Raw genomic sequence first — 24,954 nt, 5'->3', positions numbered from 1 at the left:
TTCACTCCTAAGGCTATTGGGGTTTACTTGTAAAGCCCTACACCGAACTTGAGGAGACTGAGCTGAATACGGGTTCTCGTCGTCTGGGTACTTCATAAGTCATAAAATCATAGGCCATATCTGTACGCGGAAAGATGGCACGGGCTTCTTGTAGCAAATCTTTTAACTCTATAGTGTTACCAGGTGCATAGCGAGGACTGAAGTGAGTCATCAGTAATCGACGCACTCCAGCAGCTAAGGCTGTTTGTGCTGCCATTGTTGTTGTTGAGTGTAATCGCTGAAAAGCCATTTCTGAATCTTGATGGGCAAAGGTGGCTTCGTGAATTAACACGTCTGCATCTTGAGCTAATTCAACAGCACCATCACAGTATATTGTGTCTGTGCAGTAGGCCATTTTCCGCCCAATTTCTGTAGGGCCACATAATTCTGCACCGTTAATGACACGCCCATCTTCAAGGGTAACGGTTTCACCACGCTTGAGTTGACCATAAATTCTCCCAGGAGGGATTTGTAATTCTTTGGCTTTTTCTATATCAAAGCGTCCAGCTCGGTCTTTTTCGGCTACGCGATAGCCAAAGGCGGTGATGCGATGATGTAATAGTCCACAAGTTACGGTAAATTCATCATTTTCATAGATGACACCAGGACGGACAGTATGGACTTTAATGGGATAGGAAAAATGTGTATGAGAATAGCGAGAAGCCGATTGGATATAATCGTTTAAACCCGATGGGCCGTAAATATCAACTCTTTGAACATTACCCGCCAAGCCACAACTAGCAAGAAGACCCATTAAACCAAAAATGTGATCACCATGCAGATGGGTAATAAATATTCGGGACAATTGGCTGACTTTTAAGTCACTCCGCAAAATTTGGTGTTGAGTACCTTCGCCACAGTCAAATAACCACAACTCTGCCCGTTGCGGTAGTCTCAGCGCAACGCTGGAAACATTGCGCGCTCTTGTGGGTACACCAGAACTTGTCCCTAAAAATGTAATCTGCACAGCGTTTTCTAGCCTTCTTTTTGCTATGTTTAAAGCTATGTTTTCTATAGTGGCATGGTTGCTGGGCAAATTGCAGGGAATTGGGGATTACTATCTCCAAAACTTGCTGACTGGCCAAGATAATTCACAGATGGTTCCTTGGGGGATTTGGGGCGATCGCTGGAATTTTCCCCCTAGTTGTCGTGCTAAATTGATAAACTGTTGGGTTCCTCGTCCTTTTTTAGATGAATTTACGCCTAAGCCATTATCTATAATTTTCAACGTGTACCAACCTGCTATTAGCGAGCAAGTGACTTGGAGTTTAGTGACTCCAGTAGCGTGTTTACCTACATTACATAAAGCTTCTTCTAAAAATCTACAAATTCCTCGTTTTTGTTCCATACTTAAGCTTTGTTCATCTATTGGTTCAAAGCTACGTATAGCAACTTTAATTGTTTTAAAGCAAGGAAACTCCCGATCTAAGGTGTAACTATAAACTTGATAGAGGACTTCGTGTAGTGGATCTTGCAAACTGAGTACTAAATTATTTCCTAAATAGAGCTTGATATCTTGACTGGGATATTCTTGCTGCAAAAATTCGTAAATTCCTCGTAGCTCATGATTTAATTTCTCTAGTTCTTTTTCAATTTTTGGGAGCAATTCCTGAGTATTTGTATTCTCGCAGCGTATCAATTTCAAAACTTGGGCTAAACTTTGTAGTGGGCCGTTATGGATAGTTTCAAAGGTACTTTCTATTACGTCTTGACGGGTTTTCATCCCTAAGCGTAAAGCTTGGTCATATTGATATAACGCTATCAGTTCCATACCATTTATGGTCAAAACTAAAATTGCAGGTATGACTGGAACCCACCACCCCCAAATTAATAGTAGGTAACTAATAACTAATAAACTACTGATAGTTATTCCCACAACCAAAAAATTTATTAATGGGGATTTAGTGAACCTAGCAATCACTATTCCTAAAAAACCCCAGGCAAAAATCCAAGTATATTCCCATCCATCATTCCAAGTATTAATGAGGGGTCTACCATCAAGCACAGCACTAATAATTTGACTGATGGCGTGTGCTTGAATTTCCAATTTGTTAACTTGTGTAGAGGCTGATTTAACTGATGTAATTGCTGAAGTGGGGATAAAGCCCTGATTGTGAGTATTTGTGATACCGATAATGACTATGCGATCGCGTATCCACTCAGGGTTAAATTTACCATTTTTAATGTCCTCCCCAGATAAAGTTCTAAATCTTTGGTTACCACTCCGAAAATTTATTAGTACTTGAAATCCACTTGCATCAGCACGGATATATCCTCCAGAGTTTGGTAAAAAGCGGGGTAGTTTCGTTTTTCCTAACCGACTATTTTCTAAACTAATATTTTTCTCAGCCAAATAAATTCTTGCTAATTCCATAGCCAAAGATAATTTGTAGCCATTAGATGTATTAATTGCCAATAGACTACGCCTAGATTTACCATCATTATCTAGGATTTGGTCTGCAAAAGTAATCTGTTCATTAGGTAAATCTAGATACGAATGAACCTGGAGAGGCAAAATTTTTTCGTTAGCAATCAAATTTTTGTACTTTTGGAAAATCTTTGCTAGTTTATCCTCTTGAGAATTAATGAGTAAATGCTGATCAACTTCTAGACCAATAACTTTAGGCTGATAAACTTGTAACTTCTCTATCACCCCTATGAAACTACTATTTGATATAGTTGATGTTAGAGAATAATTATCATTTTGATTAATTTCTACTAACAAAATTCGTGCATCTATAGATTCTTCGGAACGCCAAAGTAGGAAGCTATCAAAAGCCATCCATTCTAATGACTCTAGTGAACCGATGAGTCTTGTAAAAACGACTAGTCCAATGACTGCTAATCCTGGTAATATACCTACACGCCAAATGGCAATTTCTGCTTTAATTCCACTCCAAAGTCCAGGTTGCATCATGCTATTCTCCTAGTCTTTAGTATGAGTAATTGGTCAGGTTTAATTAATTAGGGATAGATCAACTACCACCATTAATTACTCATAGTCATGTAATGTTCATTTTCAATCAATCAACCCTTCTTCTCTAGCCCGCTTTTCGGTTTGAATGCGGATATTTTTTCCCTCATCAGGATAAACACCCAAAGCATCTTGTAATTTACTCCAATAATGCCGTACCATGCGTTCTGAAATACACATTTGTTCGGCAATAGCTTTATCTTGTAATCCTTCCTCAAAAGCCAAGGTTAAAACTCTCAACCATTCTGGTTTTATTTCTAGTCCCGCATGGATTCCCTTAATATCTTTTGTATGAGTTAAGCCTTGTAATGCCCAATCTACTCTAGTCAACATTTCTTGCGTAGATAGACTTTTATCAGCAACGGTGAAACCTCCCTTATGAGTATCAATATCTGGTCGGATTCTCACTAGTGTTCTAATATGAGCGCTCTGTACAATGATGTTCAAACTGGGATAATTTTTCATCAGTGTTCTCAGCAGTCGCACACCTGTATCTGGGCGGGCTTTAATTCCTAATTTTTCAGGGATGGAAAGATCCATGACTATCAGGTCTGGTGGACAAATAGTTAGCTGATTAAAAGCACTTTCCGCATTAATCGCTACGACAAAATTGCCTTCAGGATAATGTCTTTTTAATACTTCTACTGTGCCGCTTAGAACTGATTCATGATCATCAATTACTAGAAAATTCCTTAGTGCTTTTTCAGATATGGTCTGTTGCATAATTAATCCTTTGCTGAACAAATAATTGACTAGTGATTGTTTGTAATGTCTGCCGAAAAATATTTTATGTAATAAACAATAGGTACATCTATTTGATGCAAAATCAATTTAAATGGATTAATGTCGTTAAATTCATGATAATATCTACCAATAGAAGTACCAATAAACTCTAGAGCCTTGAGTATTATAAAAGCATTTGGCTGAGGTCAAAAATTGACAACTTTGACATAGATGATCCAAGGTAGATAAACTAGAATGAAAAAGAATAGCACCTACTTCAGAATAATTTATTTTTACAGATAATTGTCCTAGTTCCTGCTTTTGTTTTAGACTTATATAGATGGAATTAGGCATCAATATCTCGGAAATTGTAATTGTTAATAACTCTTCTAGAGAATTTAAAATAATTAAACCAGATTGGGGTGGTTCTTGTCGCCAATAAATGGGCATATCTATATGAAAATATAGATGGGGATTGGCGACTAGCCAAGACTTTAATAATCCCTCAATTGCTAGAGGAAAGCTATCTTGTAGCGACTCAGGAAATAAGCGATCGCTTATGTCTACCAAAGAATGATGCAAATGATCAACTTTATCTAAATATTGTTTTATTTTTTCACTTGATAATTCCCAAGGATTCGTAGATAATAAATCTAAGTTACGTCGCATGGTAAAAGTTTCCTGTAATAGACTATCCCGAATGTTTTCAGCCTCCATAATGAATTTAGACGATTGTCTATAAGACCACCATTGTAGGGCTTTTTGAACTCTGTAATAGGATGTCAGAAACGGGATTATGGTCATAACTCAGAGGGTGAAAAGTATAATTTGTGTGCTTATTTTCAGAGACACAAAATCTATCTATTAATTATTTTGTCATCATAGGTCAATACTATTAATGAATTCACTATAGATTTATGACAAATAATCTGTCTAAAATTTCCAATTTTCTATCCAAAAATTGATAGTATACTTCTGAGAAAAGGTAAAATATCTGAATTAGTGGATATAGACAGCTTAAGATCCCCGACTTCTTTGAGAAGTCGGGGATCTTAAGTTTTAATTTGAGTATAACCCCTAGTCTCTAGCCCCTGAAATCAAGGACATATAGTTACTAAAACGAGAAACACTATACCTGGATTAACTTACAAATCAGTGATAAGTCTTGCTTTTCGTAGGATAAATCGTAGTGCTGTCTCCTCTTGAGAAATAATATGAGCCTCTGCCTGCATACCTGACTGGATATGACACTGACGATCGCCATTCCCAAATGCGAGTTTTTCTGGTTGGATAGTAGCTTCAAAATAAGGAGTTGCAGCAGCCGACAATGCTCCCCCTGGATTGTTATTTTGAGGTGCGATCGCATCTGGAGAAACAGCACTCACCACAGCATGGAGAACACCGTAATCTGGGTAAGGACAAGCATTAACACGCAATTGGACTTTCTTCCCCACCGCCACCTTTTTAATGTCTGCGGTGGGAATCATGGCTTTAACTACTAGCGGCGCATTTTGTGGTGCAATTTCCGCGATCGCCTCACTAGTGCGTACCACTTGACCAGGGTTCCGCAGATTTAACTTCAGGATAATCCCGTCACTGGTAGCGCGAATGACGCTACTTTGCAGTTGCTTTTCTACTTGTTGTAATTCTTTTTGGGATTGGTTGAGTTGGGAAAGCATTTCTAAACGTCGCTGAACTAAAGCTTGCTGTTCTTTCTGCAACGTAGCGATGGTAGCCTCACCCCTAGCAACTTCTTGAGCAATACGTTCTTGCGCGATCGCCACCGTTGCCATGCTAGGATTAACCCCAGCCTTTGCCGATTGCATTTTGGCTTGAGCAATTTCCACAGAGCGTTTTCCCGCTTCCAAGGCTGATTTAGCCTGTTCTACCACAAGTTTTTTCTGTTCATATTCCCGCCTACCAATCGCACCAATATCAGCTAGTTGCTGATAGCGATCGCGATCTGCGTTAGCAAAATTCAAATCAGCTTGAGATTTACGTAAATCTGCTATGGCTTTTTGTAAACTAGCTTCAGAAGCAATATATTCACTTTGTGTAGTGATTTGACGTTCTTGATATTCTCGTTGATTACGAACCAGGTCTGCTTGAGCAGAAGCCACTGTACGCTCAATTACCTTGGTTTCCGCGAGTATTTGACTATTGAAAGTACTGATTTGAGCATCAATTTGGACAAGCTGTAATTTAATTTGTTGGATATTACCTTGTAGTTGACTTTGCTTGATTTGTAATTGTTCTGTATTGAGAGTAGCGATCGCATCACCCCGCTTGACAACTTGATTTTCTGTAACTAACAGGTTCTGAATTGTCCCCTCAATTTCTGGCTGTACCAAGCGAGTTTCGCCTATAGGACGAACAGTAGCCGCCGCTTTGATGACAACATTATATTTAATCCATGAGGATAAGGCGATCGCTGAACCAACAGACACTACAAGAAATAACCCCAGCAAAGATGTCCAAATACCAACTGGTGGTAAAGCATCATCATCTTGCAGGGGAGGGATAAGTTTCTTATTTTGAATATACAGCATACTTCACCAAATAATTATCAGTATTTAAATAGGAAAAAATCAATAGAGAACAGGGAAAACTAAGTTACTCATATTGCACTCTTTCTCATTACCCCTAGTCCCCACTTTTCTTAAAATTCAAGGAATTAAGAAATCTAAATGCTCTCCTGCTTTAGTCCGTAAATCTTCTATGGAACCTTGAAGTTTTAAACGTCCTTGATCTAGTAAAACAATCCAATCAGCCCGATTAATTACTTTGGGACGGTGACTAATTAAAATTGTGGTTTTACCTTGGCGATGGTGTAATAATTCATCTAAAACTTGGGCTTCACTCACTGGATCAAGTCCACCAGTAGATTCATCCAAAATTAGAATTGGTGGTTCTGTAACAATAGCTCTAGCTATCGCTAAACGCTGGCGTTGTCCACCAGAAATATTTGCGCCAAATTCTCCTAAAATCGTTTGATATTTATCAGGTAGTCTACCAATAAACTCATCGGCTCCAGCAACTTGACAAGCTCTAACAATTTGCTCAAATGTAACAAATGGCGAGCCTAAACGAAAGTTTTCGATAATAGAACGACTCCAAAAATGGGCATCTTGAGGAACTAAAACTACTTGCTGGCGTAAACAATCAAGGGCAATATCTTGAAGGTTATATAGTCCAATCCGAATATTCCCAGATTGCAGAGTATATAAACTAGTAATTAATTTGGCGACGGTACTTTTACCACATCCCGATTTGCCGATAATAGCAGTGACTTTACTACCAGGAATTGTCAACGTAAAGTCTTCTAGTAAGTCAACTCGACCAGTATAGTGAAAGTTGACATTTGTACAAATAATATCAGCATCACCAGAGATCGAGGTAAAAGGCTTTTTCCCATCTCCTTCGTTTTCAGGTGTAGTATCTATGACTTCTGTGAGCCTTTGTACAGCAGTTTTCGCAGTAGTAAATTCATCAACAAAACTTATCAGAGTACTAATTAATCCTAGAAAGTTGCCATTCATTGAGTTAAAAGCTAGTAGCTTCCCAATACTCAAATTTTCTGCCGGATTAATTACTAAATTACCACCAAACCACAACAACGCTATCGAACCAATCCCAGAAACCAAACCTGAAAATGTACCATTAATAATCCCAATTTGAATTGTCCGTAATGTGATGTTAGCAAGATGACCAAACCGACTTTGTAATTCATCTAAAAAATGCGGACTAGCTGTGGTCGTCTTGACCGTAAGAGCGCCTTTAAATGTTTCTACTAAAACACCTTGAGCTTCTGCATCTTTGACTAAAAGCTCACGAGTTTTTTGCTGCAATGTCGGCTGAAACACAATAGTAGATATAGTCATGAAGGCAGATACAATCATGGCTACTACTGTTAGCTTCCAGCTATAGAAAATCATGATACAAAAAGAAATAGCCGCAATAAAAAACCGACTTGGTAAACTGATAACGACTTGAGCGACTAACTGATTAATTTGATTAATATCTCGGAGACGACTAACAATTTCCCCACTGCGCCGAGATTCGTAATATGACAGGGGTAACTGGAGAATCTGCCGACAAAATTCTAAGACTAATCCTAATTGTAGTCTTTGGGCAAAATGAGCGATTAAATTTGATTGTACCCAAGAAAGACTACTAGAAATTAAATTCATGACTAATACAGCGATCGCCATCGTAGTCAGTAGTCTTGTATCACCCCGGACTAAAATATCATCGGTAAGGACTTGTAAAAGAAACGGAGAGGCTAAAGATAGAACCCCCAACAGTAGATTTAGGGGGATAGCTTGGGCTAAGATATGACGAAAATGCCAGACACGTTTAAAGAAACGCCAAAAGCCGCTAACTTTATCATCTTCTAGCTTCCAAAATAGTTCTGGATTTGGTTCTACTAACAGCATTAACCAATCCGTCCAACCTTCAACTAAATCTTTCTCAGATAGATAACGAATACCAACGGCTGGATCTGCGATTACACATTTTTTGCCCTTCTTACCATAGAAAACAACCCAGTGATTTCCCTTCCAATGAATAATTGCAGGTAAAGGCGCTTCATGTATTTGGTTTAGAAGTTCCGGTGTAGTTTTAACTGGGCGCGCATTAAAACCAAGTGTTTCTGCACCTCGTTTTAACCCCAATAAAGTTGTCCCAAATTGCCCTGTACCTACAGCTTCACGGATACGGCTGAGAGTAAAATTGCGTCCATAATGTTTGGCGATCGATGCAATACAAGCTGCACCACAATCTTCTTGACTATGTTGTTGAACGTAAACATATTTCATGATCAAACAAGTTTTTGTTTAATAAGGTAAGTACATCGGTATTAAAAGTTGTCGTTATGACAAGGCAGGAGACAGAGGTAAAGAGGTTTTTAGAGAACTTTATTTTTTTTAAACCTCGGTTTATTTGCGCTAGTCTACTTAATTAATATGATGAAAAGTGTGGCAATTAATAAATTCAAATTAATGAATTATTATTAATAATAACTGTCATCAGTTATTGCTCTTCTAGTTCTCCGGGAAAATGTGTAATTATCATGAAATATGAAGGCTGATTCCCATGCAAATTGAATTTCCTCTGGAGTCAGTCCAGAATTGCCATATACAACACCAACACCTAAAATGAATAGATAAATGTTCAAATCAAAATCAACTCTAGTGTATCCTCCACTAACAGACTCAGATTTCTCAGGGTAAATATCTATAAAAAGATTGGTATCAATGTCTATCACTTTTTTATTACCTTGTTTTATGTGTGATGAAATTGATAAAATGTATTATATGATAATGGATTAGTATGCAGTTAAATAAAGCCATAAAATCAAAATATTTATCTCATAATCATTTCAGATTTTTATTGATTTATGCAGTTCACAATAATTTTGTATGAAATACTGGAACACTTAAGTATGTTCCAGTATTCCATAATTTGCTTATTTTCCAATTATCCAGTTTTTCTAGAGAGAGTTGACAAATTTAATGTTGCCATTTGCTGGCCTTATACTTTTATGTCATCTCCTCAGATTTTGGATTATCAGAAACTCCTATCTGTCTAGTGGGAAGTATTTTGGGTTCACATCATTAAAAGGACTAGCGAATATTGACTTCTGGGCAGCATATTCTCTAATTTCTGTGAGTTGAAGAAGAGTAGGAGGATCAACAGGAAATAGTTTGTCAATTGCAGTACCGACAATGAAGTTATAGATAGATTGATCGAAATAAACAGTAGCTCCCCCAGCAGCTACTCCAGATTCTTCTACAGAAATTTGTGTAAACAGATTGTTTTTTTCGATAACTTGCATGATTCTTACTCCGTCAAAAGAATTGTTTTAGGTTAATCCAAGCTGGTAGTTGATTACTTCTTACAAGCTACTCAACGTGTCGCTTGATTAAAAGAATAACTAGGAGTCAATATCTAAGTCATTTACATTTTGTGCCAAATTAATTTCCTATTTGATCAAACTTATTTACATACTTAAATCAGTGCAGATTCAGAAAAATACAGACATAATTTTTCTGTTCATCATACTAAAATTTATCTAATTAGATTCAATGTGTATTTTTTTCTATATATTTAAATTTGGACAAAATATCAAAAAAGCCAGAACATCATTAGATGTTTTGGCTTCTATAGTATGACAAGTTTGTATTTCAGATGAACTATAAATATAGTTCATTTGAGTACTTTATTGGATTTTATTTTTGTCACAGAAAATATGTTGATATAGAATCAATCCATTGGAGTAACTCTACAATCAGTTGAAACTAATTCAGTTCATTCCACCCTAAAAATAAAAGTGGAAATTTAATGTAATATGCCCATTAGATGTAATAGGTTTATTAGGTTTAGGAAAACCATCGCCTTTTACAAAATCTTTATCAACTTCAGCATATTCAGGATATCCCTCTTGTCTTCCTTTACCCTTGACTGGATATTCTGGATATAGTTGAAATTTTCCACTTGCACCAACTACCATTTCTTGTTGCTCAAGAGATACGTTTCTAAACAATTGGTTAGACATAATTAAAAACTCCGTAATTTAATTGATATCGAAGATTGATTGCCCTCAATTGGCTTCTTCAATCCTCGCTTGATTAATACAATAGCTGGTAGTTATTAGTTAATTCATTTATGATTCATGCAAACTTAATTGCCGATTTTTTCTGATAAAGTTACATAATTATATAATTGAATCTTCATAAAAATACAGACATGAACTACGCATTAATTATACTGTATTTTATATAAATTTTATTTACATACTTACATTTGAAAAATCTCAGGATATGCAGTAGGGCGTTTATTGCCCATAAAAAACAGCATATGTTAGGCAATACCAACGCTTCAGGCACCTAAATTTTCTCACAAATCAAATCGGATGCCTATATGATTTATATATTAGAAAAACTGGAACATCATCTGATGTTCCAGTAATTACGGAGTGAACAAATCTATGGGATTGACAAACTATGTTGAATGGATTGAGCCTAGTATGTCAATTTCTTAAAGTATTGATTGTTTTATATGTATTCAATATTTGTATATATGCAGTAGCAAGAAATGCAAATTTGTGCAAAAGTAACTACAAGCAAATAACTTTTTAGAATGTCCTTTGCTTGTACTGCTGTAAATACCTTGTAGAGAAATTGAGATAAACCGACAGTACATCGCCTAAAAATAATTACCAAATGAGCTTTCAGCATCATCTTTAGAAGATGCAATAACTAGAGTTATTTGTGTGTAGTGATATATAGTTTCTTGGTATGATGTAATTGTTTGATCATCCTCTGTAGCACTCGTTTGACTTTTGGCAGTAGTTAAAAGATTGGTTATTTGCATAAAAATGTTAGAGTTGGGAAATAAATAACCACCGCATATAATCTCTTGTTCCTGTTCGGATAAATCTTGAAGATACTGAGATTTGTTTAGGTTGATGTTTTGAGACATAGTTGTATTTACCTGCTCATAAATTTGCTGTTTGTTTGTCGTAGAGTCGCGTAAATATGCGACCCTACAGCTCATGGCTCAACTTATAACTGGATTAGTTTTCTGGCAATGACCATATTTTGTCATTATCTAGAGCTAATAAAGCCAGTCCAGCAGTTTTAATTCTCATGGAGCTACCGTTAGAGAAAGCAGTGCTACCGTTAGGGCCGGAAGTTGTACCACCATTTAGTACATTGCGATAAGTCTCGTAGAAAGTAGCATCGAGTTGAAAATCAGTACCACCAGTAACAACTGCTTGTTGTGTATCAGATAAATTGATAAATAATTGGCAATACATCGCTGACAACCTTGTATTTTTGATGGACTTAGTTATTCGTAAAGTGAGTGCTAGAAGGAATTAGAAAAATAAGATCCGCTAATTCCTTCATGACTATGCAGATGCCATCAAACTCACTTTTTAGTTGATTAGTTGATGTTGTAGCTCAACGTCATCACTGGATTAAGCAATGCTTAAAACTTCGTCTGCACCCAAAGCTAGGAAGGCTATACCAGCAGTCTCAACCTCGGTGGAGGTACCATTAGAAGCAGCAGTGCTTCCGCCAGGGCCAGAACTTGTACTACCATTTAATACATTTTGCTGCGCCTTATAAAAAGTAGCATCAAGTTGGAAATCAATACCACCAGCTACAAATGCTTGCTGTTCGTCGGATAAGTTAATAAACAATTCGTGAGACATAACTGACAACCTCGTAGTTTTAATGAACTTAGTTTGCTTATGAGTAACGTGAGTTCCAGAAGGAATTAGAAAAATAAGATCAACTAATTCCTTCATGACTATGCAGATGCCATCAAACTCACTTGCTAGTTGATTAGTTGATGTAGTAGCTCAACGTCATCACTGGATTAAGCAATGCTTAAAAGTTCATCTGCACCTAAAGCTAGGAAGGCTATACCAGCAGTCTTAACCTCGGTGGAGGTACCATTAGAAGCAGCAGTACTACCATTAGGGCCAGAACTTGTACTACCATTTAATACATTTTGCTGCGCCTTATAAAAAGTAGCATCAAGTTGGAAATCAATACCACCAGCTACAAATGCTTGCTGTTCGTCGGATAAGTTAATAAACAATTCGTGAGACATAACTGACAACCTCGTAGTTTTAATGAACCTAGTTTGCTTATTAGTAACGTGAGTTCCAGAAGGAATTAAGCACATAAAATATGCTAATTCCTTCTTGGCTGTACAAATTTCATCCAACTCACGTATTGATTGATTAGTTGATGTTGTGAATCAACTTAATCGCTGGATTACGCAATACTTAAAATATCTTCTGCACCCAAAGCTAAGAAAGCTAGACCAGCAGTCTTAACCTCGGTGGAGGTACCATTAGAAGCAGCAGTACTACCATTAGGGCCAGAACTTGTAGTACCATTCAATACATTCTGCTTTGCTTCATAAAAGGTGAAATCGACTTGAAAATCAGTACCATATCCACCTTTAACAACTGCTTGTTGTTCATCGGATAAGTTCATAAACAATTCGTGAGACATAACTGACAACCTCGTAGTTAACAATTTAAATTGACTGGAAGCTCTGAGTTGATTACCTGTTTTGTTTGCTCAACTCGTTGCTTGATTAACACAATAGTTGAAAAGCAATAGTTAATTCATTTGTAATTAATGCAAACTTTTATTCTCGGTTGTCCAGAATGAATCTCAGGAATGAGTAAATATAAGTCACGAAAAAATTAAGGTAGAATAATGCTGATTTAATAATTATTTATAGTAGATAAATTACGTACAACTTACTGTTTTAACAAAATCATACACAGTAGATTTCTAGGTGTAACAAACTTTCTTCCATGAATAAAACAGTAAGACTCCTGAAAAATACATACAAAAATTCCTAATCACAGCACAATACGGTTCAGTTAGAGTTAAAAACCTGATTTTGTGTGGGTTGCTTTCAGGAAAGAAACTCAAACTACAATTCGCGTTGGAAAACACGCTGTCATTTCCCAAGAAGCCAAACTTTTTTTTCTCTGTACCAGCATTTTGATAAGTTAGTACATAGTTTGCAACAATTGTAGTTATCGCTAAGAGGGGATTGAAGTTGAGTCAGCATCCAGATGCCATTGCCGCGCACGGTGGACAGTTGGTTAATCGCGTAGCCACACCAGCACAAAGAGAAGAGTTTGTTTCCAAAGCTGAGTTTCTGCCCCGTGTACAACTTGACGAACGGGCAGTTTCTGATTTAGAAATGATTGCGATCGGTGGTTTTAGCCCACTCACAGGGTTTATGAACCAAGAAGACTACGATCGCGTGGTTTCGGAAATGCGCTTGGCTAACGGTCTTGCATGGTCGATACCAATTACATTATCGGTCAGTGAAGAAGTAGCGTCTTCTTTACAGGAAGGTAGCCTAATTCGTCTGGATAATCCCGCAGGTGACTACATTGGGGTTTTGCAACTCACGCAAAAGTATCGCTACGATAAAACCCGTGAAGCCATCAACGTCTACCGCACAGATGATGCCAAGCACCCAGGGGTACAAGTGCTTTATAATCAAGGCGCTGTGAATCTGGCAGGTGATATATGGCTACTGGAACGCAGTTCTCATCCTCTATTCCCTGATTATCAAATTGACCCAGTTGCTTCACGGCAAATGTTTAGAGACAAGGGTTGGAAGACCATAGTCGGCTTTCAAACTCGTAATCCCATTCACCGCGCCCATGAATATATTCAAAAGTGTGCCTTAGAAACCGTGGACGGTTTATTTTTACATCCCTTGGTAGGCGCAACCAAAGAAGATGATATTGCAGCTGATGTGCGGATGCGTTGTTATGAAATTTTGCTAGAACACTATTACCCCGAAGATAGGGTGATATTGGCAATTAATCCTGCCGCCATGCGTTACGCTGGCCCCCGCGAAGCAATTTTCCATGCTTTAGTTCGCAAAAACTACGGCTGCACCCACTTCATCGTCGGACGAGATCACGCGGGAGTCGGTGACTACTACGGAACCTATGATGCTCAATATATCTTCGATGAGTTTGAGCCTGGTGAGTTAGGCATTGTACCCATGAAGTTTGAACACGCCTTCTACTGCACCCGCACCAAACAAATGGCGACTACCAAAACCAGCCCCAGCAGACCAGAAGAACGGGTTCACCTATCGGGAACTAAAGTTAGAGAAATGCTGCGTCGCGGTGAATTACCCCCACCAGAATTTTCTCGTCCTGAAGTAGCAGCCGAATTGGCGCGGGCTATGCGAGTACAGGTATTAGCGTAGAAATTAGGGATTGGGGACTGGGGATTGGGGACTGGGGGATAACAACTGTCAACTGTCAACCGTCAACTATCAACCGTCAACTGTCTTTACACTCCAGTCCTCAGCCCTATAAGCTGTTAGCTGACGAGCTGAGGACTGATTGTTTTTATGAAACGTCGGACTTTTGTACAACGGATTGGCTCAATACTGGCGGTGTTGGGTGTAGCTGAAACTGAGTGGTTGGCGATGAATAATCACTATTATCAAGCCTTAGCACAACCTACACCACGAAAATTAGCATTATTAATCGGGATCAATCAATATCGGAAAAGTTCTTCACTGAGTGGTTGTCTGACCGATGTGGAATTGCAAAAAGAACTTTTAGTGCATCGGTTTGGCTTTCAAGCTACTGATATTTTGACGTTAACAGAGGAACAAGCAAGTAGAGAATTTATTGAAGCAGCTTTTTTAGATCACCTCACCAAGCAAGCTAAACCTGGCGATGTGGTAGTTTTTCACTTTAGCGGCTACGGTACTCAGTTACCAGTAGAATCGGGTACGCTACAAAACGCTTTAGTGACAACTGATGAAAATCAAGAAGCACAGGATTCTCAGATAGCTAATTATTTATTAGAAGATACATTATTATTGTTGTTGCGATCGCTTCCTACAGATCATGCCATAGCAGTTCTGGATACTAGCTACACTTTTACTGGCATCAACCAGCCAGCAGGTTTAAAAATCCGCGCCCGCCCAGAGTCACCTGGAACGCGTTTAGCAGCAGCAGAAATCGATTTCCGCCAACAAATCAAAAACCAAAACCCTGAATTTAGCCCGCCTGTTATTCTATCCGCTACATCAGACCCCCAGCAGTCGGCTAGGGAAATATTAATGTCTGGGTTTAGTGCAGGTTTATTCACTTATGCTTTAACACGACAACTTTGGGAATCAACACCAGCAACAACAATTAGAGTCAGCCTCTCCCATGCGGCAAGTTCTATCCACCAATTGGGAAGTAAACAGCAGCCAGGGTTATTAACGAAGAAGAATCAACAAGGAGTAGCGACTGTTGAAAATTTACTATTAGACAGCCGCACTGGTGCAGAAGGGGCGATTCTGGCTATAGAAGAAGATGGAAAGACAGCCCAAGTATGGCTAGATGGATTACCTGCACAAGTTTTAGAAAATTACGGTACTAATTCTAGATTTACTCTAGCAACAGGAGAGGAGTTAGTATTGCGATCGCTTATGGCGGGGCGTAGCCCATCGCGCACAGGATTAATAGCTAAAGCCCAATTCTCTAAAGTTACAGAGACAATTCCCCTACAAGTCGGACAACTGATTCAAGAAAATGTGCGGGTATTATCCCGAAACATTAATTTGATATTAGCCCTAGATACTAAACTGGAAAGAATTGAGCGAGTAGATGCTACCAGCGCCTTTGCTAGTGTTGGTCACATTTCCACTGTAGTTGCAGGAGAACAACCAGCCGATTACTTATTTGGGAAACTCCCACAAACTCCCAGCCGTTACGGTCTGTTTACATTGGATGGTGAACTAATTCCCAATACAGATGGGGGAGTTGGGGAAGCTGTGAAAGTAGCAGCCCAGCGATTATCATCAAAATTATCCACTCTTCTGGCAGCTAAGTTATGGAGGCTGACAGAAAATCAAGGGTCTTCCCGGTTGCCCGTTAAGGTAAATTTAGAGGTTGTCAATAGCATATCGTCACAGGCAGTAATGCAAAGAGAAACCACAAGGACAACCACTACTGACACCCCCACAAAAAAATCACTCCCCACTCCCAACTCCCCACTCCCCACTCCCATCATCCCTATTGGTAGTCGGATACAATACCGCATCCAAAACTTAGGCGATCGCCCAATATATTTTATGCTGTTGGGATTAAAGAATAACCGTAGTGCGATCGCTTTTTATCCCTGGCAAAGCCGCCAAGAAACCAACAATCCGGAAAATCAGCCCCAACTGCAACAAGTAGTTATTGCCCCAAACGAAACAGTCACTCTACCGCAAACAAAAGCAACATCAGGCTGGGTAACTTCCAGCCCCGCTTACGAATGCGAACACCAATTAATTTTCGGCACCGCACCCTTTAACTCCACCCTAGAAATCTTAGATAATGCCAAATATTCCACAGCCGACCAACAACCGATTGCTACATTAGTCAATCCTTTAGAAGTGGGACAAGCCCTACTACAGGATTTACATAACGGCAGTGCAGTCAAAACAGAAACAACCACCACAGCTACAGATTATTTTGTATTAGATGTAAATAATTGGGCAAGTCTCAACTTTAGTTTTCAAGTAGCGTAAGTCAATTCAAAATTCAACATACCCTGCGGGAAGCGCACGCGCTACAAAATTCAAAATAAATTGAGTTGTGAAGTGAAGAGAAACCCTCACACCCCTAAACCCTTACACCCCTACACCCCCATGCCATCAGTCAGGGATACAGCAAATATCATTTTCAATTTAGTCCCAAAGCTGGATAGTCAACAAGATACAGAAATTGTCGATTTATGGGCAGCAAATGGGCGCATTTTGGCCACACCTGTAAATAGCACCCTAGATTTTCCTCATTGGGATAATTCAGCGATGGATGGCTATGCGGTACGTTATGAAGATGTACACAACTCCAACGCCGAACAGCCAGTTAGCCTAGAAGTTGTTGCAGAAATTCCCGCAGGCTATCAACCCAAATTTACCCTACAACCAGGACAAGCCGCCCGGATCTTTACTGGCGCAGTCATGCCCAGTGGTGGTGATACTGTAGTCATGCAAGAGAAGACACGCCAAGAGAATAACCGCGTCTTCATCCTCACAACACCAAAACCAGGGGAATTTGTCAGGCTGAAAGCAGCTTATTACCAAGCCGGGACACAATTATTACCAGCTAATACCCAATTAAATGCAGCCGAAATCGCTATATTAGCCGCTTCTCAATGCCCACAGGTAAAAGTTTATCGCCGTCCTCGTGTAGCAATTTTTTCCACTGGGGATGAATTAGTAACACTTGACCAGCCTTTACAACCAGGGCAAATAGTTGATTCTAATCAGTATGCCCTAGCAGCTTTAGTAAAGCAAAATGGTGCAGAACCTATATTATTCGGCATTGTCAAAGACAACCCAACCGCCCTTGGGGAAACAATCAGCAAAGCCATAGCTAACGCCGATATAGTCATTTCTTCCGGTGGCGTTTCCGTTGGTGATTATGATTACGTTGACCAAATTCTAGCTTCCTTAGGGGCTAAAATTCACATCCGTTCTGTAGAAATGCGCCCAGGAAAACCCCTCACTGTCGCCACCTTCCCTACACCCCCAGCCCCCATTTATTTGGGTTTACCAGGAAACCCTGCGGCTGTTTTGGTAACATTTTGGCGATTTGTGCAGCCAGTAATTCGGAAATTAGGGGGATTAGCTAAAGGTTGGGAACCAGTATTTGTAAAAGTGCGATCGCATGATGAGTTACACTCAGACGGTAAGCGTGAAACTTATATTTGGGGAAGTCTGCATCTAGTTGATGGATTATACGAGTTTCACAAAGCTGGTGGTAGCCATAGTTCCGGTAATTTGATTAATCTAGCTCAAACTAATGCTTTAGCTGTTTTACCACTAGGTGAAACATTCATTTCATCAGGAAAAGATGTATTGGTTTTACAACTACCAATTTAACGACATAAACAGACTCTATAGTCCAATTACCAATTACCCATTCCCAATTACCAGTTACCAAAATCCCTTGATTGTAAAAACTATAGTGTCTGTTCAGAATCTGATGCTTCTTCATTATTAAAAAACAACAGCCGGGCAGCGAGAATGGCGAATCCTACAGCAGCGATCGCTTTTAATATTCGTGTAGGTAATAATTCTGACACTGCGCCACCTGCTAACGCTCCTAATAAACTAGTTAATAAGAGTGCGCTAGCGGTGCCAAAAAATACAGCCTTTACAGACTGACCACGACCAGAAAGAGCGATCGCGGCTAACTGGCTTTTGTCGCCTAATTCGGACAACAAAACTGTAATAAAACTTAGTCCTAAAAGATGCCAATCCATAATATTTGTATGTATTTATAATTATCCGTGGAATATATCCCAAAACAAAGTGAGGGAGATGAACAACAACATGATTCCGGCTGATTTATCCAAAGTTTTGGGGCTGAAGCGTTTAGAAACCCAACTCCCTAGTAGTACACCTAACAAACTTGTAGTAACTAATGCTGCTCCCGAACCGAGAAAAACTACCCAAGGTAAATGAGACTCTGCACTCATTAATAAAGTTGATAACTGGGTTTTATCACCAATTTCTGCCAGAAAAATAGTCACAAATGTAGTTGCAAATACAGCCAAAGCTGGTTCCTGCTTTTTATGACTATCCTCAACTGGCTCAATAATTGCAGTAGCCAGATGGGCTTGAGTGCTTTCTTGTATTTCTGGCTGGCTGATAGTCGGATTTAAGCCAGCAAGGGTAACAGGTGCAGAGTCGAGTTTCACAGGCAGTAGATTTATTACTAGATGTTTTTCATATTCTTCTCATTTTCTCAGATTGTTGTAATAAATTGCAACCGTACCGAAAAAAAATGCAACTTTTTCGTGAGATGGCGTAGTTACAATAAGTGGTATCATTATTTGGTTGCAATAAATTCTATGGAACGTGAAGCTTTAACCATCCGTTTTCCTTCTGAACTACTTACCAAAGCCAGAAAACTGAAGGGAAGCAACGAATCTTTTAATGATTTAGTTGTTGAAGCATTGGAATCTGAAGTCAAGCGTAGAAGAGGATGGGCTGCACATCAACGAATTCTTGCCCGTAGCGAAACCATCAAAGCTAAAACTGGCATACAACCAAGTTCTACAGAGATGATTCGTAGTCTCAGAGAAGGTGAGGGAAGACGTGACTAGAGTTTTGTGCCTAGATACCAGCGTTTGGATTCCTTACCTTGTCCCAGAAGTTTATCAATCTCAAGCTGTAACTCTAGTAACAGAAGCATTGAGCTTAAATATACGTTTAGTAGCACCTGCTTTTGCTTGGGCAGAAGTTGGGTCTGTGCTACGGAAAAAAACGCGCATGGGAGTTATCACCGCAGAGGAAGCACTAGGCTTTTTTGAGGACTTTTGCGAACTGCCGATTGATTACATTGAAGAAGAAGCAATTCGCCTCAGAAGTTGGGAAATTGCGGAACAATACGGGTTATTAACTCTTTATGATGCAGCATTTCTGGCTTGTGCCGAGATGACATCTGCTGAGTTTTGGACTGCTGACGCTGCACTGGTTAAGCAAGTTATACCCAGACCGTCTTATTTGCGAGAGATCGGGGAAATATAAAAGTTTTTAAAGCTAGATAAATTACAATAACTCGGATTAATGTTTCACAAAATAATGCTTTTTAAAGTAGTCAATTGCTTCTCTAGGGGAAGAATTATAATTAGATTCTTGTATCCAGTCATGAAATTTATTAGTTTCTCCCTTCAAAACTTCAAAGTAATGAATTCTTAGTGCTACCCTGAACGGCATTTCATGGTGGTAAAAATCATCGTCATGTATTTTTAAATTTTTTTCATAGTAACTGTTTATAACTTGTAGGGCTGAGTCATCTGTATGACAGAAGTATTTCTTGAGACACCAGATAACTATTTGAAATAAGCGCACAGTGTCCTCATCGGTTTGGAAGGAGAAACTAACCATCAAATATTCCTATTAAATCTGACATATTAATTATAAAAAATACTTAATACCTGACATTGTTAGAATAGTTCTATAACAGTCTCATGCAATCAACCTCTCCTGCTCAACAAGGTTGAGGAAAAATATTATGGCTACTAACATCCTCGACAATATCAACCTGGGGACACTGGGAGAACTCCTTCAACAAGCACGTAAGAAGTGTAGTATGACGCAGGCTGATGCAGCTAAGGTGATTGATGCTGCACGTACCACGATGATTGCGATCGAAAAAGGAGAACGCCGCATTAAACCCAATGAACTGATCAAACTGGCTCGTGCTTACGGATGTTCTGTTAGTGACTTTGTGCGTCCGCGTCCGGTGGTACAACCTTTTGAGGTACAGTTTAGGGCAGTTTATCAGCGCAGTGAGGAAGAAGAGGCAGAAATTAAACCATTTATCCTCAAATTAGAGGAACTTTGCCAGAATTATCTGGAACTTGAGCAGATTATGGACGCGCCACTGCCGCAAAACTATCCTCTGGAGTATCAGGTAAAAAATATGCCGATTAAATCGGCTGCGGAGAGTCTAGCAATTGCAGAGCGTCAAAGGCTGGGTTTGGGGGATGCTCCTATTCCTAAACTTCGAGACATCCTTGAACAAGATGTGGGTTTACGTATCTTCTATTTGCAGATGCCACAAAAATACTCAGAAGTGTACAGCTATAACGAGCAAATAGGTGGATGTATGGCTATCAATGCTCATCATCCAGAGGAGCGAAGACGTTGGTCAATGGCGCACGGATACCTGCATTTTTTGGCACATCGGCGAAAACCAGAGTTCCATTTTGATAATCAGTATCAAAGAATGCCAGAAAGTGAGCAATTAGCGGAAACTTTCCCCAAATATTTTCTGATGCCTACCAGTGGATTGCTTAAGCGGTTCAATGATATGTACCGTACTCATGGCAAATTCACTCCCACTAATCTATTTACACTAGCCCATTATTACGGTGTTTCTGTAGAAGCACTTGTTTATCGACTTGAGGAAATAGAACTTCTGCCTACTGGAACTTGGGAAAAATTGCGAGATAGGGGATTAAAAGTTAGGAAAGTGCAGCAGGAACTTGGTTTGGAAGACATACCCCAAAGGGTTGATATGATGCCTCTCCACTATCAACACTTGGCAATTGAGGCGCTAGATCAGGGTTTGATTACTGAAGGGCGTTTTGCTGATTTCCTCTGTGTTGACCGCTTGGAAGCACGACGCATCGCCGAAGCGTTACGGGAATATTCAAGTGGAATGATGGAAGAAGCTCCTGATTTCGACCTGCGTCAGATCCAGGCTGGTGGGAAGTGAGAACAATTTATGCAAATTAATCATTCCCACCTGATTCTTGATGCTTGTTGTGTTCTCAACTTTTGTGCTTCGGGTGATTTTCTGGGCATCTTGAAATCTATTCCTGCTGAGGTTGTGGTTACTACAGTTGTTCAGGAATATGAGTTAAAAACACTCCAACGCCTCAAGGAAAAAGAAAACAAGGGTGCAATCAAATTTGAGGAAGCGATTAAGCAAGGTTTACTCAAAGTCGTAGATTTTGAGTCAGAACAAGAGGAAGAATCTTATGTAAACTATGCGGCTATTCTCGGTGATGATGGTGAATCGGCTACTTGTGCCGTTGCAGTTCATCGACAATGGGCGATCGCTACTGATGACAAACGGGCGATCGCATTCATACAAAAGGAAGCCGCAAATATTCAGATTTTATCCACCCCAGAAATCATCAAGCATTGGGCAGAAATAGCCAGGCTTGATTCCTCTGAACTACGTAATGTACTCAACACAATTCGGCTTCAAGGTCGCTACTTACCCGCTAAAAATCATCCTCTCCGAATTTGGTGGGAAGCAGCTTTAAAATGATGTTTCAGATTAAAACTAGCTTCACATAACTTTAAATACCCACAGCTTTATCAAAACGCAGCATTTCCAGACTTCTGTCACCGTAGACCCCTTCAATTTGTTGGCGACAGCACTCAATAGCAAAATCATTTAGTTCTTCTGACTCAATACCATACATATCCTGAAATATATCTGGCTCTACACGGCAGAAACGGGGACGTGTTGAGTAGATGCGACATTCTCTTGTGGTATGGTCAAAGTTAACGCACCATCCACCTTCGCCTACCATGCTGAAGTAAATCTCTAGTTCATCTGGTGTGAGATAGTCTTCTATTTCTGGGCGTTCTGCTGGGTCAAGATTGCAGCAGGCTCCACATTGTTTGACGCATTGCCAGTTTGCCATTTTATGTTTTTTCCTATACTTTTATTAAGTAAATTAAATATTACAGGCGATCGCCGGATATGATCTAATACGGGTTTTGCAACTGCAACTGAGTAATTCTAAGACAATTGGGAGGAATAGAGACAAATGTTTGACGCTTTAGCCAACATCAATTGGGAAGTTATTTTCCAGCTAACCTCTGTTGCACTAATAATCATTGCTGGGCCTGCTGTGATTTTTGTGCTGGCATTCCGCAACGGCAACCTATAAGAGTAATGAGCGCTGAGTGATTGTGAAATTTATACTCAGCACTCAGCACTCAGCATTGATAATGCTTGCATAGCGGCTTGAATAATAGAATCATATTGGGGTAAAGTTAAATCAATTTCTAGGGCATCTTCACGACTAGTTCCTAGTAACCCGACTATGTTTCCTGGCTGCATCACTAGAACTTTGCCATCTGAGTTTTTGATTCTGAGTTCGGGGAGAGAATTATTTTGATAAACCCCACAAGTATATTGACGTTGATTGTGCTTGAAGGCGGTTCTTAAAGGTTTGGGAGAAGCTTGATAAATAAGTTGTAACTGGTTTGACTGCTCCTCAATTTGTTTCTTTGCCAGTCTCACACCTAATAATTCTAACTCCAGACTAGTATTACCATTAAAGTTATTTTCGCGCAATTTGTAAGCTATATCTAATCTTGATGGTAAGGGGTAATAATCACGCCAACGCCAAGCGATCGCCTTAAATTGATATTGTTGACCGTTGATAGTTTGGCTGAGTGTGACTTTGATATGACCTTTGCCGACTATTTGCTGTTCTACAACTTGAACGTTGGGTGTCCAAAAAACCGGATCAGGGTTATCGATACCGCAAGGGTGGAGAGAATTTAGCTGTTGATACAGTTCTTGATGGATTTGATTAAAGTTAGCCTCAACATCAATTTGCAGTAACGGCTTGAGGTGTTGGGGTTGCAAACATTGATTAGCAAACTCACGCAGACGCGATCGCAACTTCGGTAAATTAGTAGCGGGGAAGGAAAATCCGCCGGCGGCTTTGTGACCACCATATTTACCCAGCAAGTCGTGACAATATTCTAATGCAGTAAATACATTAAATTCCGGGATACTCCTAGCTGAACCGCGAATTAGTTCTTCATCTTCATAAGTACCAATAAAGACGGGAACGCCGTAACGTTCTACTAAGCGGGAAGCGACAATACCAATTACACCATGATGCCAATGGGGTTGGATCACAACCAATACCCGGTCTTGTTGTAGAGACGTTGCATACAACTCCTCTACGTGGGCGATCGCTTGTTGTTCGATTTCTTCGCACATTTGCTGGCGACTAGTATTAGCCTGTTCGCACTGCATAGCGCGTTCCAAAGCTAGTCCCTCATCATCTGTTGTCAGTAATTCAATTACCGTCAAAGGGTCGCCAATCCGCCCCACCGCATTGATACGCGGCCCCAAACGAAAACCGATATCTTCTGGCTTGAGAGTTTTAGGGGTGGTGGCTGGGGATTGGACAGGGAGTATTAGTTTGTCTTTCCCTACACCCTTAGACCCCTGCACCCCTACACCCTCACCTGTGGCTTGTACTCCCGCAACTTGAATTAACGCTTGGATTCCTGGTAATTGGGATTTAGGTAAAAGCTTTAAACCGCGCTTTACCCAGCGACGGTTAACACCACTTAAAGGAGCTAAATCTGCGATCGTTCCCAAGGTGAACAGTGCTAACATCGGCTGAATTAAGCCTTTGGTTTTGTCTAGCTTTTGTGCCAAGGTTACTGCCAAAATATAGGCAACACCAACACCAGCCACACCCCGATATGGCGAAGATTCAGCGATCAATTTCGGGTTGAGGATTGCATCGGCTGGGGGTAGTTTTTGGGGGATGTCGTGGTGGTCGGTGATAATGACATTTAAACCCAGTTCTTTGGCTCTAGCGATTGGTTCAAATGCAGAAATACCATTATCAACAGTCAGGATTAATCTCACACCCTCATTATGAAATTCTTCTACAATCCGCTTATTAATGCCATAACCTTCGTGCATCCGGCTAGGAATAGCATAATCTACTTGAGCGCCTAAGCTGCGGAGACTACGCAAAAGTAAAGCCGTGCTAGTCATCCCATCAGCATCATAATCACCGCAGATAGCTATTTTACTTTGGCAAGCGATCGCCTCTTGTAATAACTCCACACTCATCGCCAAGTCTGGAAATTCTGCTAATGGCGAGGGTAAATTTAAGGATTCAGGTTCTAAAAATGCTTGTGCTTGTTCTGGTGTTTCAATACCCCGATTAATCAACAATTGACAAACAATAGGCGAAAGATTTGTTACATCTGCTAGTTTTTGGGCTAAATCTGTTTTTTGTAGGTGAATATGCCAACGCTGATTAGGTAAGCGCCTGCGAGGTTTTGAGAGTTCCGTAGGAGGTCGGTCTAGCATTTAGATACTATAGCTGTTGACGGTTGACCGTTAACAGTCAACCGTT

At 39.8% G+C, this 24,954-nt stretch carries 25 protein-coding genes; 8 read left to right on the top strand and 17 right to left on the bottom strand.

The window, feature by feature from the left end:
- Window positions 1–37 precede the first annotated feature (37 nt).
- From ACN222_RS25715 to ACN222_RS25655, 13 genes are all read right to left on the bottom strand, one after another.
- Window positions 38–1,006: a ribonuclease Z gene (locus ACN222_RS25715; RefSeq protein WP_010999278.1), complete on the bottom strand. Its 969-nt coding sequence runs from the start codon at window positions 1,004–1,006 to the stop codon at window positions 38–40.
- Between the two features lie 90 nt (window positions 1,007–1,096).
- Window positions 1,097–2,956, bottom strand: a complete 1,860-nt coding sequence (locus tag ACN222_RS25710; protein WP_010999277.1) for a CHASE2 domain-containing protein — start codon at window positions 2,954–2,956, stop codon at window positions 1,097–1,099.
- Between the two features lie 102 nt (window positions 2,957–3,058).
- Window positions 3,059–3,736, bottom strand: a complete 678-nt coding sequence (locus ACN222_RS25705; RefSeq protein WP_010999276.1) for a response regulator transcription factor — start codon at window positions 3,734–3,736, stop codon at window positions 3,059–3,061.
- A gap of 144 nt (window positions 3,737–3,880) precedes the next feature.
- Complete coding sequence (locus tag ACN222_RS25700; protein WP_231865496.1) at window positions 3,881–4,453, bottom strand: hypothetical protein; 573 nt, start codon at window positions 4,451–4,453, stop codon at window positions 3,881–3,883.
- Window positions 4,454–4,881: 428 nt separating this feature from the next.
- Window positions 4,882–6,285 carry an HlyD family secretion protein gene (locus ACN222_RS25695; RefSeq protein WP_010999274.1) on the bottom strand — a complete coding sequence of 468 codons (1,404 nt, stop codon included), beginning with the start codon at window positions 6,283–6,285 and terminating at the stop codon, window positions 4,882–4,884.
- 117 nt (window positions 6,286–6,402) lie between these two features.
- Window positions 6,403–8,553 (bottom strand): peptidase domain-containing ABC transporter, encoded by a 2,151-nt coding sequence (locus tag ACN222_RS25690; RefSeq protein ID WP_010999273.1) that lies wholly within the window; start codon window positions 8,551–8,553, stop codon window positions 6,403–6,405.
- 761 nt (window positions 8,554–9,314) lie between these two features.
- Complete coding sequence (locus ACN222_RS25685) at window positions 9,315–9,572, bottom strand: hypothetical protein (RefSeq protein WP_010999271.1); 258 nt, start codon at window positions 9,570–9,572, stop codon at window positions 9,315–9,317.
- Window positions 9,573–10,055: 483 nt separating this feature from the next.
- On the bottom strand, window positions 10,056–10,292 hold the full coding sequence (locus tag ACN222_RS25680; RefSeq protein WP_010999270.1) for a hypothetical protein: 237 nt from the start codon (window positions 10,290–10,292) through the stop codon (window positions 10,056–10,058).
- Window positions 10,293–10,942: 650 nt separating this feature from the next.
- Window positions 10,943–11,218: a hypothetical protein gene (locus tag ACN222_RS25675; RefSeq protein ID WP_126987618.1), complete on the bottom strand. Its 276-nt coding sequence runs from the start codon at window positions 11,216–11,218 to the stop codon at window positions 10,943–10,945.
- Between the two features lie 94 nt (window positions 11,219–11,312).
- A complete protein-coding gene (locus ACN222_RS25670; RefSeq protein ID WP_010999268.1) occupies window positions 11,313–11,555 on the bottom strand; it encodes a CTB family bacteriocin in 243 nt (80 codons plus the stop codon).
- A 162-nt stretch (window positions 11,556–11,717) separates the two neighbouring features.
- On the bottom strand, window positions 11,718–11,954 hold the full coding sequence (locus ACN222_RS25665) for a CTB family bacteriocin (RefSeq protein ID WP_044522531.1): 237 nt from the start codon (window positions 11,952–11,954) through the stop codon (window positions 11,718–11,720).
- A gap of 167 nt (window positions 11,955–12,121) precedes the next feature.
- A complete protein-coding gene (locus tag ACN222_RS25660; protein ID WP_044522528.1) occupies window positions 12,122–12,358 on the bottom strand; it encodes a CTB family bacteriocin in 237 nt (78 codons plus the stop codon).
- A 167-nt stretch (window positions 12,359–12,525) separates the two neighbouring features.
- Entirely contained in the window at window positions 12,526–12,768 is a 243-nt protein-coding gene (locus ACN222_RS25655; RefSeq protein ID WP_010999265.1) for a CTB family bacteriocin, read from the bottom strand.
- 562 nt (window positions 12,769–13,330) lie between these two features.
- On the opposite strand from ACN222_RS25655, the gene sat reads away from it, so the two are divergent.
- From sat to glp, 3 genes are all read left to right on the top strand, one after another.
- Window positions 13,331–14,509 carry a sulfate adenylyltransferase gene (gene sat, locus ACN222_RS25650; RefSeq protein WP_010999264.1) on the top strand — a complete coding sequence of 393 codons (1,179 nt, stop codon included), beginning with the start codon at window positions 13,331–13,333 and terminating at the stop codon, window positions 14,507–14,509.
- Window positions 14,510–14,656: 147 nt separating this feature from the next.
- Window positions 14,657–16,822 (top strand): caspase family protein, encoded by a 2,166-nt coding sequence (locus ACN222_RS25645; RefSeq protein WP_010999263.1) that lies wholly within the window; start codon window positions 14,657–14,659, stop codon window positions 16,820–16,822.
- A 120-nt stretch (window positions 16,823–16,942) separates the two neighbouring features.
- Window positions 16,943–18,181, top strand: a complete 1,239-nt coding sequence (gene glp, locus ACN222_RS25640) for a gephyrin-like molybdotransferase Glp (protein ID WP_044522519.1) — start codon at window positions 16,943–16,945, stop codon at window positions 18,179–18,181.
- 80 nt (window positions 18,182–18,261) lie between these two features.
- On the opposite strand, the gene ACN222_RS25635 is transcribed toward glp, so the two are convergent.
- Together ACN222_RS25635 and ACN222_RS25630 are read right to left on the bottom strand one after the other, a co-directional pair.
- Complete coding sequence (locus ACN222_RS25635) at window positions 18,262–18,564, bottom strand: TMEM165/GDT1 family protein (protein ID WP_010999261.1); 303 nt, start codon at window positions 18,562–18,564, stop codon at window positions 18,262–18,264.
- A gap of 21 nt (window positions 18,565–18,585) precedes the next feature.
- Window positions 18,586–19,002 (bottom strand): TMEM165/GDT1 family protein, encoded by a 417-nt coding sequence (locus ACN222_RS25630; RefSeq protein WP_010999260.1) that lies wholly within the window; start codon window positions 19,000–19,002, stop codon window positions 18,586–18,588.
- A 153-nt stretch (window positions 19,003–19,155) separates the two neighbouring features.
- Between ACN222_RS25630 and ACN222_RS25625 the strand changes: the two genes are divergently transcribed.
- From ACN222_RS25625 to ACN222_RS25610, 4 genes are all read left to right on the top strand, one after another.
- Entirely contained in the window at window positions 19,156–19,410 is a 255-nt protein-coding gene (locus ACN222_RS25625; protein ID WP_044522515.1) for a YlcI/YnfO family protein, read from the top strand.
- Window positions 19,403–19,834, top strand: a complete 432-nt coding sequence (locus ACN222_RS25620) for a type II toxin-antitoxin system VapC family toxin (protein WP_044522513.1) — start codon at window positions 19,403–19,405, stop codon at window positions 19,832–19,834. Before ACN222_RS25625 ends, ACN222_RS25620 begins: the two co-directional genes overlap by 8 nt.
- A 487-nt stretch (window positions 19,835–20,321) precedes the next feature.
- Window positions 20,322–21,530 (top strand): XRE family transcriptional regulator, encoded by a 1,209-nt coding sequence (locus ACN222_RS25615; RefSeq protein WP_010999257.1) that lies wholly within the window; start codon window positions 20,322–20,324, stop codon window positions 21,528–21,530.
- A gap of 9 nt (window positions 21,531–21,539) precedes the next feature.
- Window positions 21,540–22,091, top strand: coding sequence for a hypothetical protein (locus ACN222_RS25610; RefSeq protein ID WP_010999256.1), 552 nt, complete (start codon window positions 21,540–21,542; stop codon window positions 22,089–22,091).
- 31 nt (window positions 22,092–22,122) lie between these two features.
- On the opposite strand, the gene ACN222_RS25605 is transcribed toward ACN222_RS25610, so the two are convergent.
- On the bottom strand, window positions 22,123–22,473 hold the full coding sequence (locus tag ACN222_RS25605; RefSeq protein ID WP_010999255.1) for a YkgJ family cysteine cluster protein: 351 nt from the start codon (window positions 22,471–22,473) through the stop codon (window positions 22,123–22,125).
- 126 nt (window positions 22,474–22,599) lie between these two features.
- On the opposite strand from ACN222_RS25605, the gene psb30 reads away from it, so the two are divergent.
- Complete coding sequence (gene psb30, locus ACN222_RS25600; RefSeq protein ID WP_010999254.1) at window positions 22,600–22,722, top strand: photosystem II reaction center protein Ycf12/Psb30; 123 nt, start codon at window positions 22,600–22,602, stop codon at window positions 22,720–22,722.
- A 35-nt stretch (window positions 22,723–22,757) separates the two neighbouring features.
- On the opposite strand, the gene ACN222_RS25595 is transcribed toward psb30, so the two are convergent.
- Entirely contained in the window at window positions 22,758–24,908 is a 2,151-nt protein-coding gene (locus tag ACN222_RS25595) for a single-stranded-DNA-specific exonuclease RecJ (RefSeq protein ID WP_010999253.1), read from the bottom strand.
- Window positions 24,909–24,954 lie beyond the last annotated feature (46 nt).

This window comes from Anabaena sp. FACHB-595 (genome assembly GCF_048568275.1).
Lineage (GTDB): Bacteria > Cyanobacteriota > Cyanobacteriia > Cyanobacteriales > Nostocaceae > Trichormus.
This window is presented reverse-complemented; position numbering and strand designations above follow the sequence as displayed.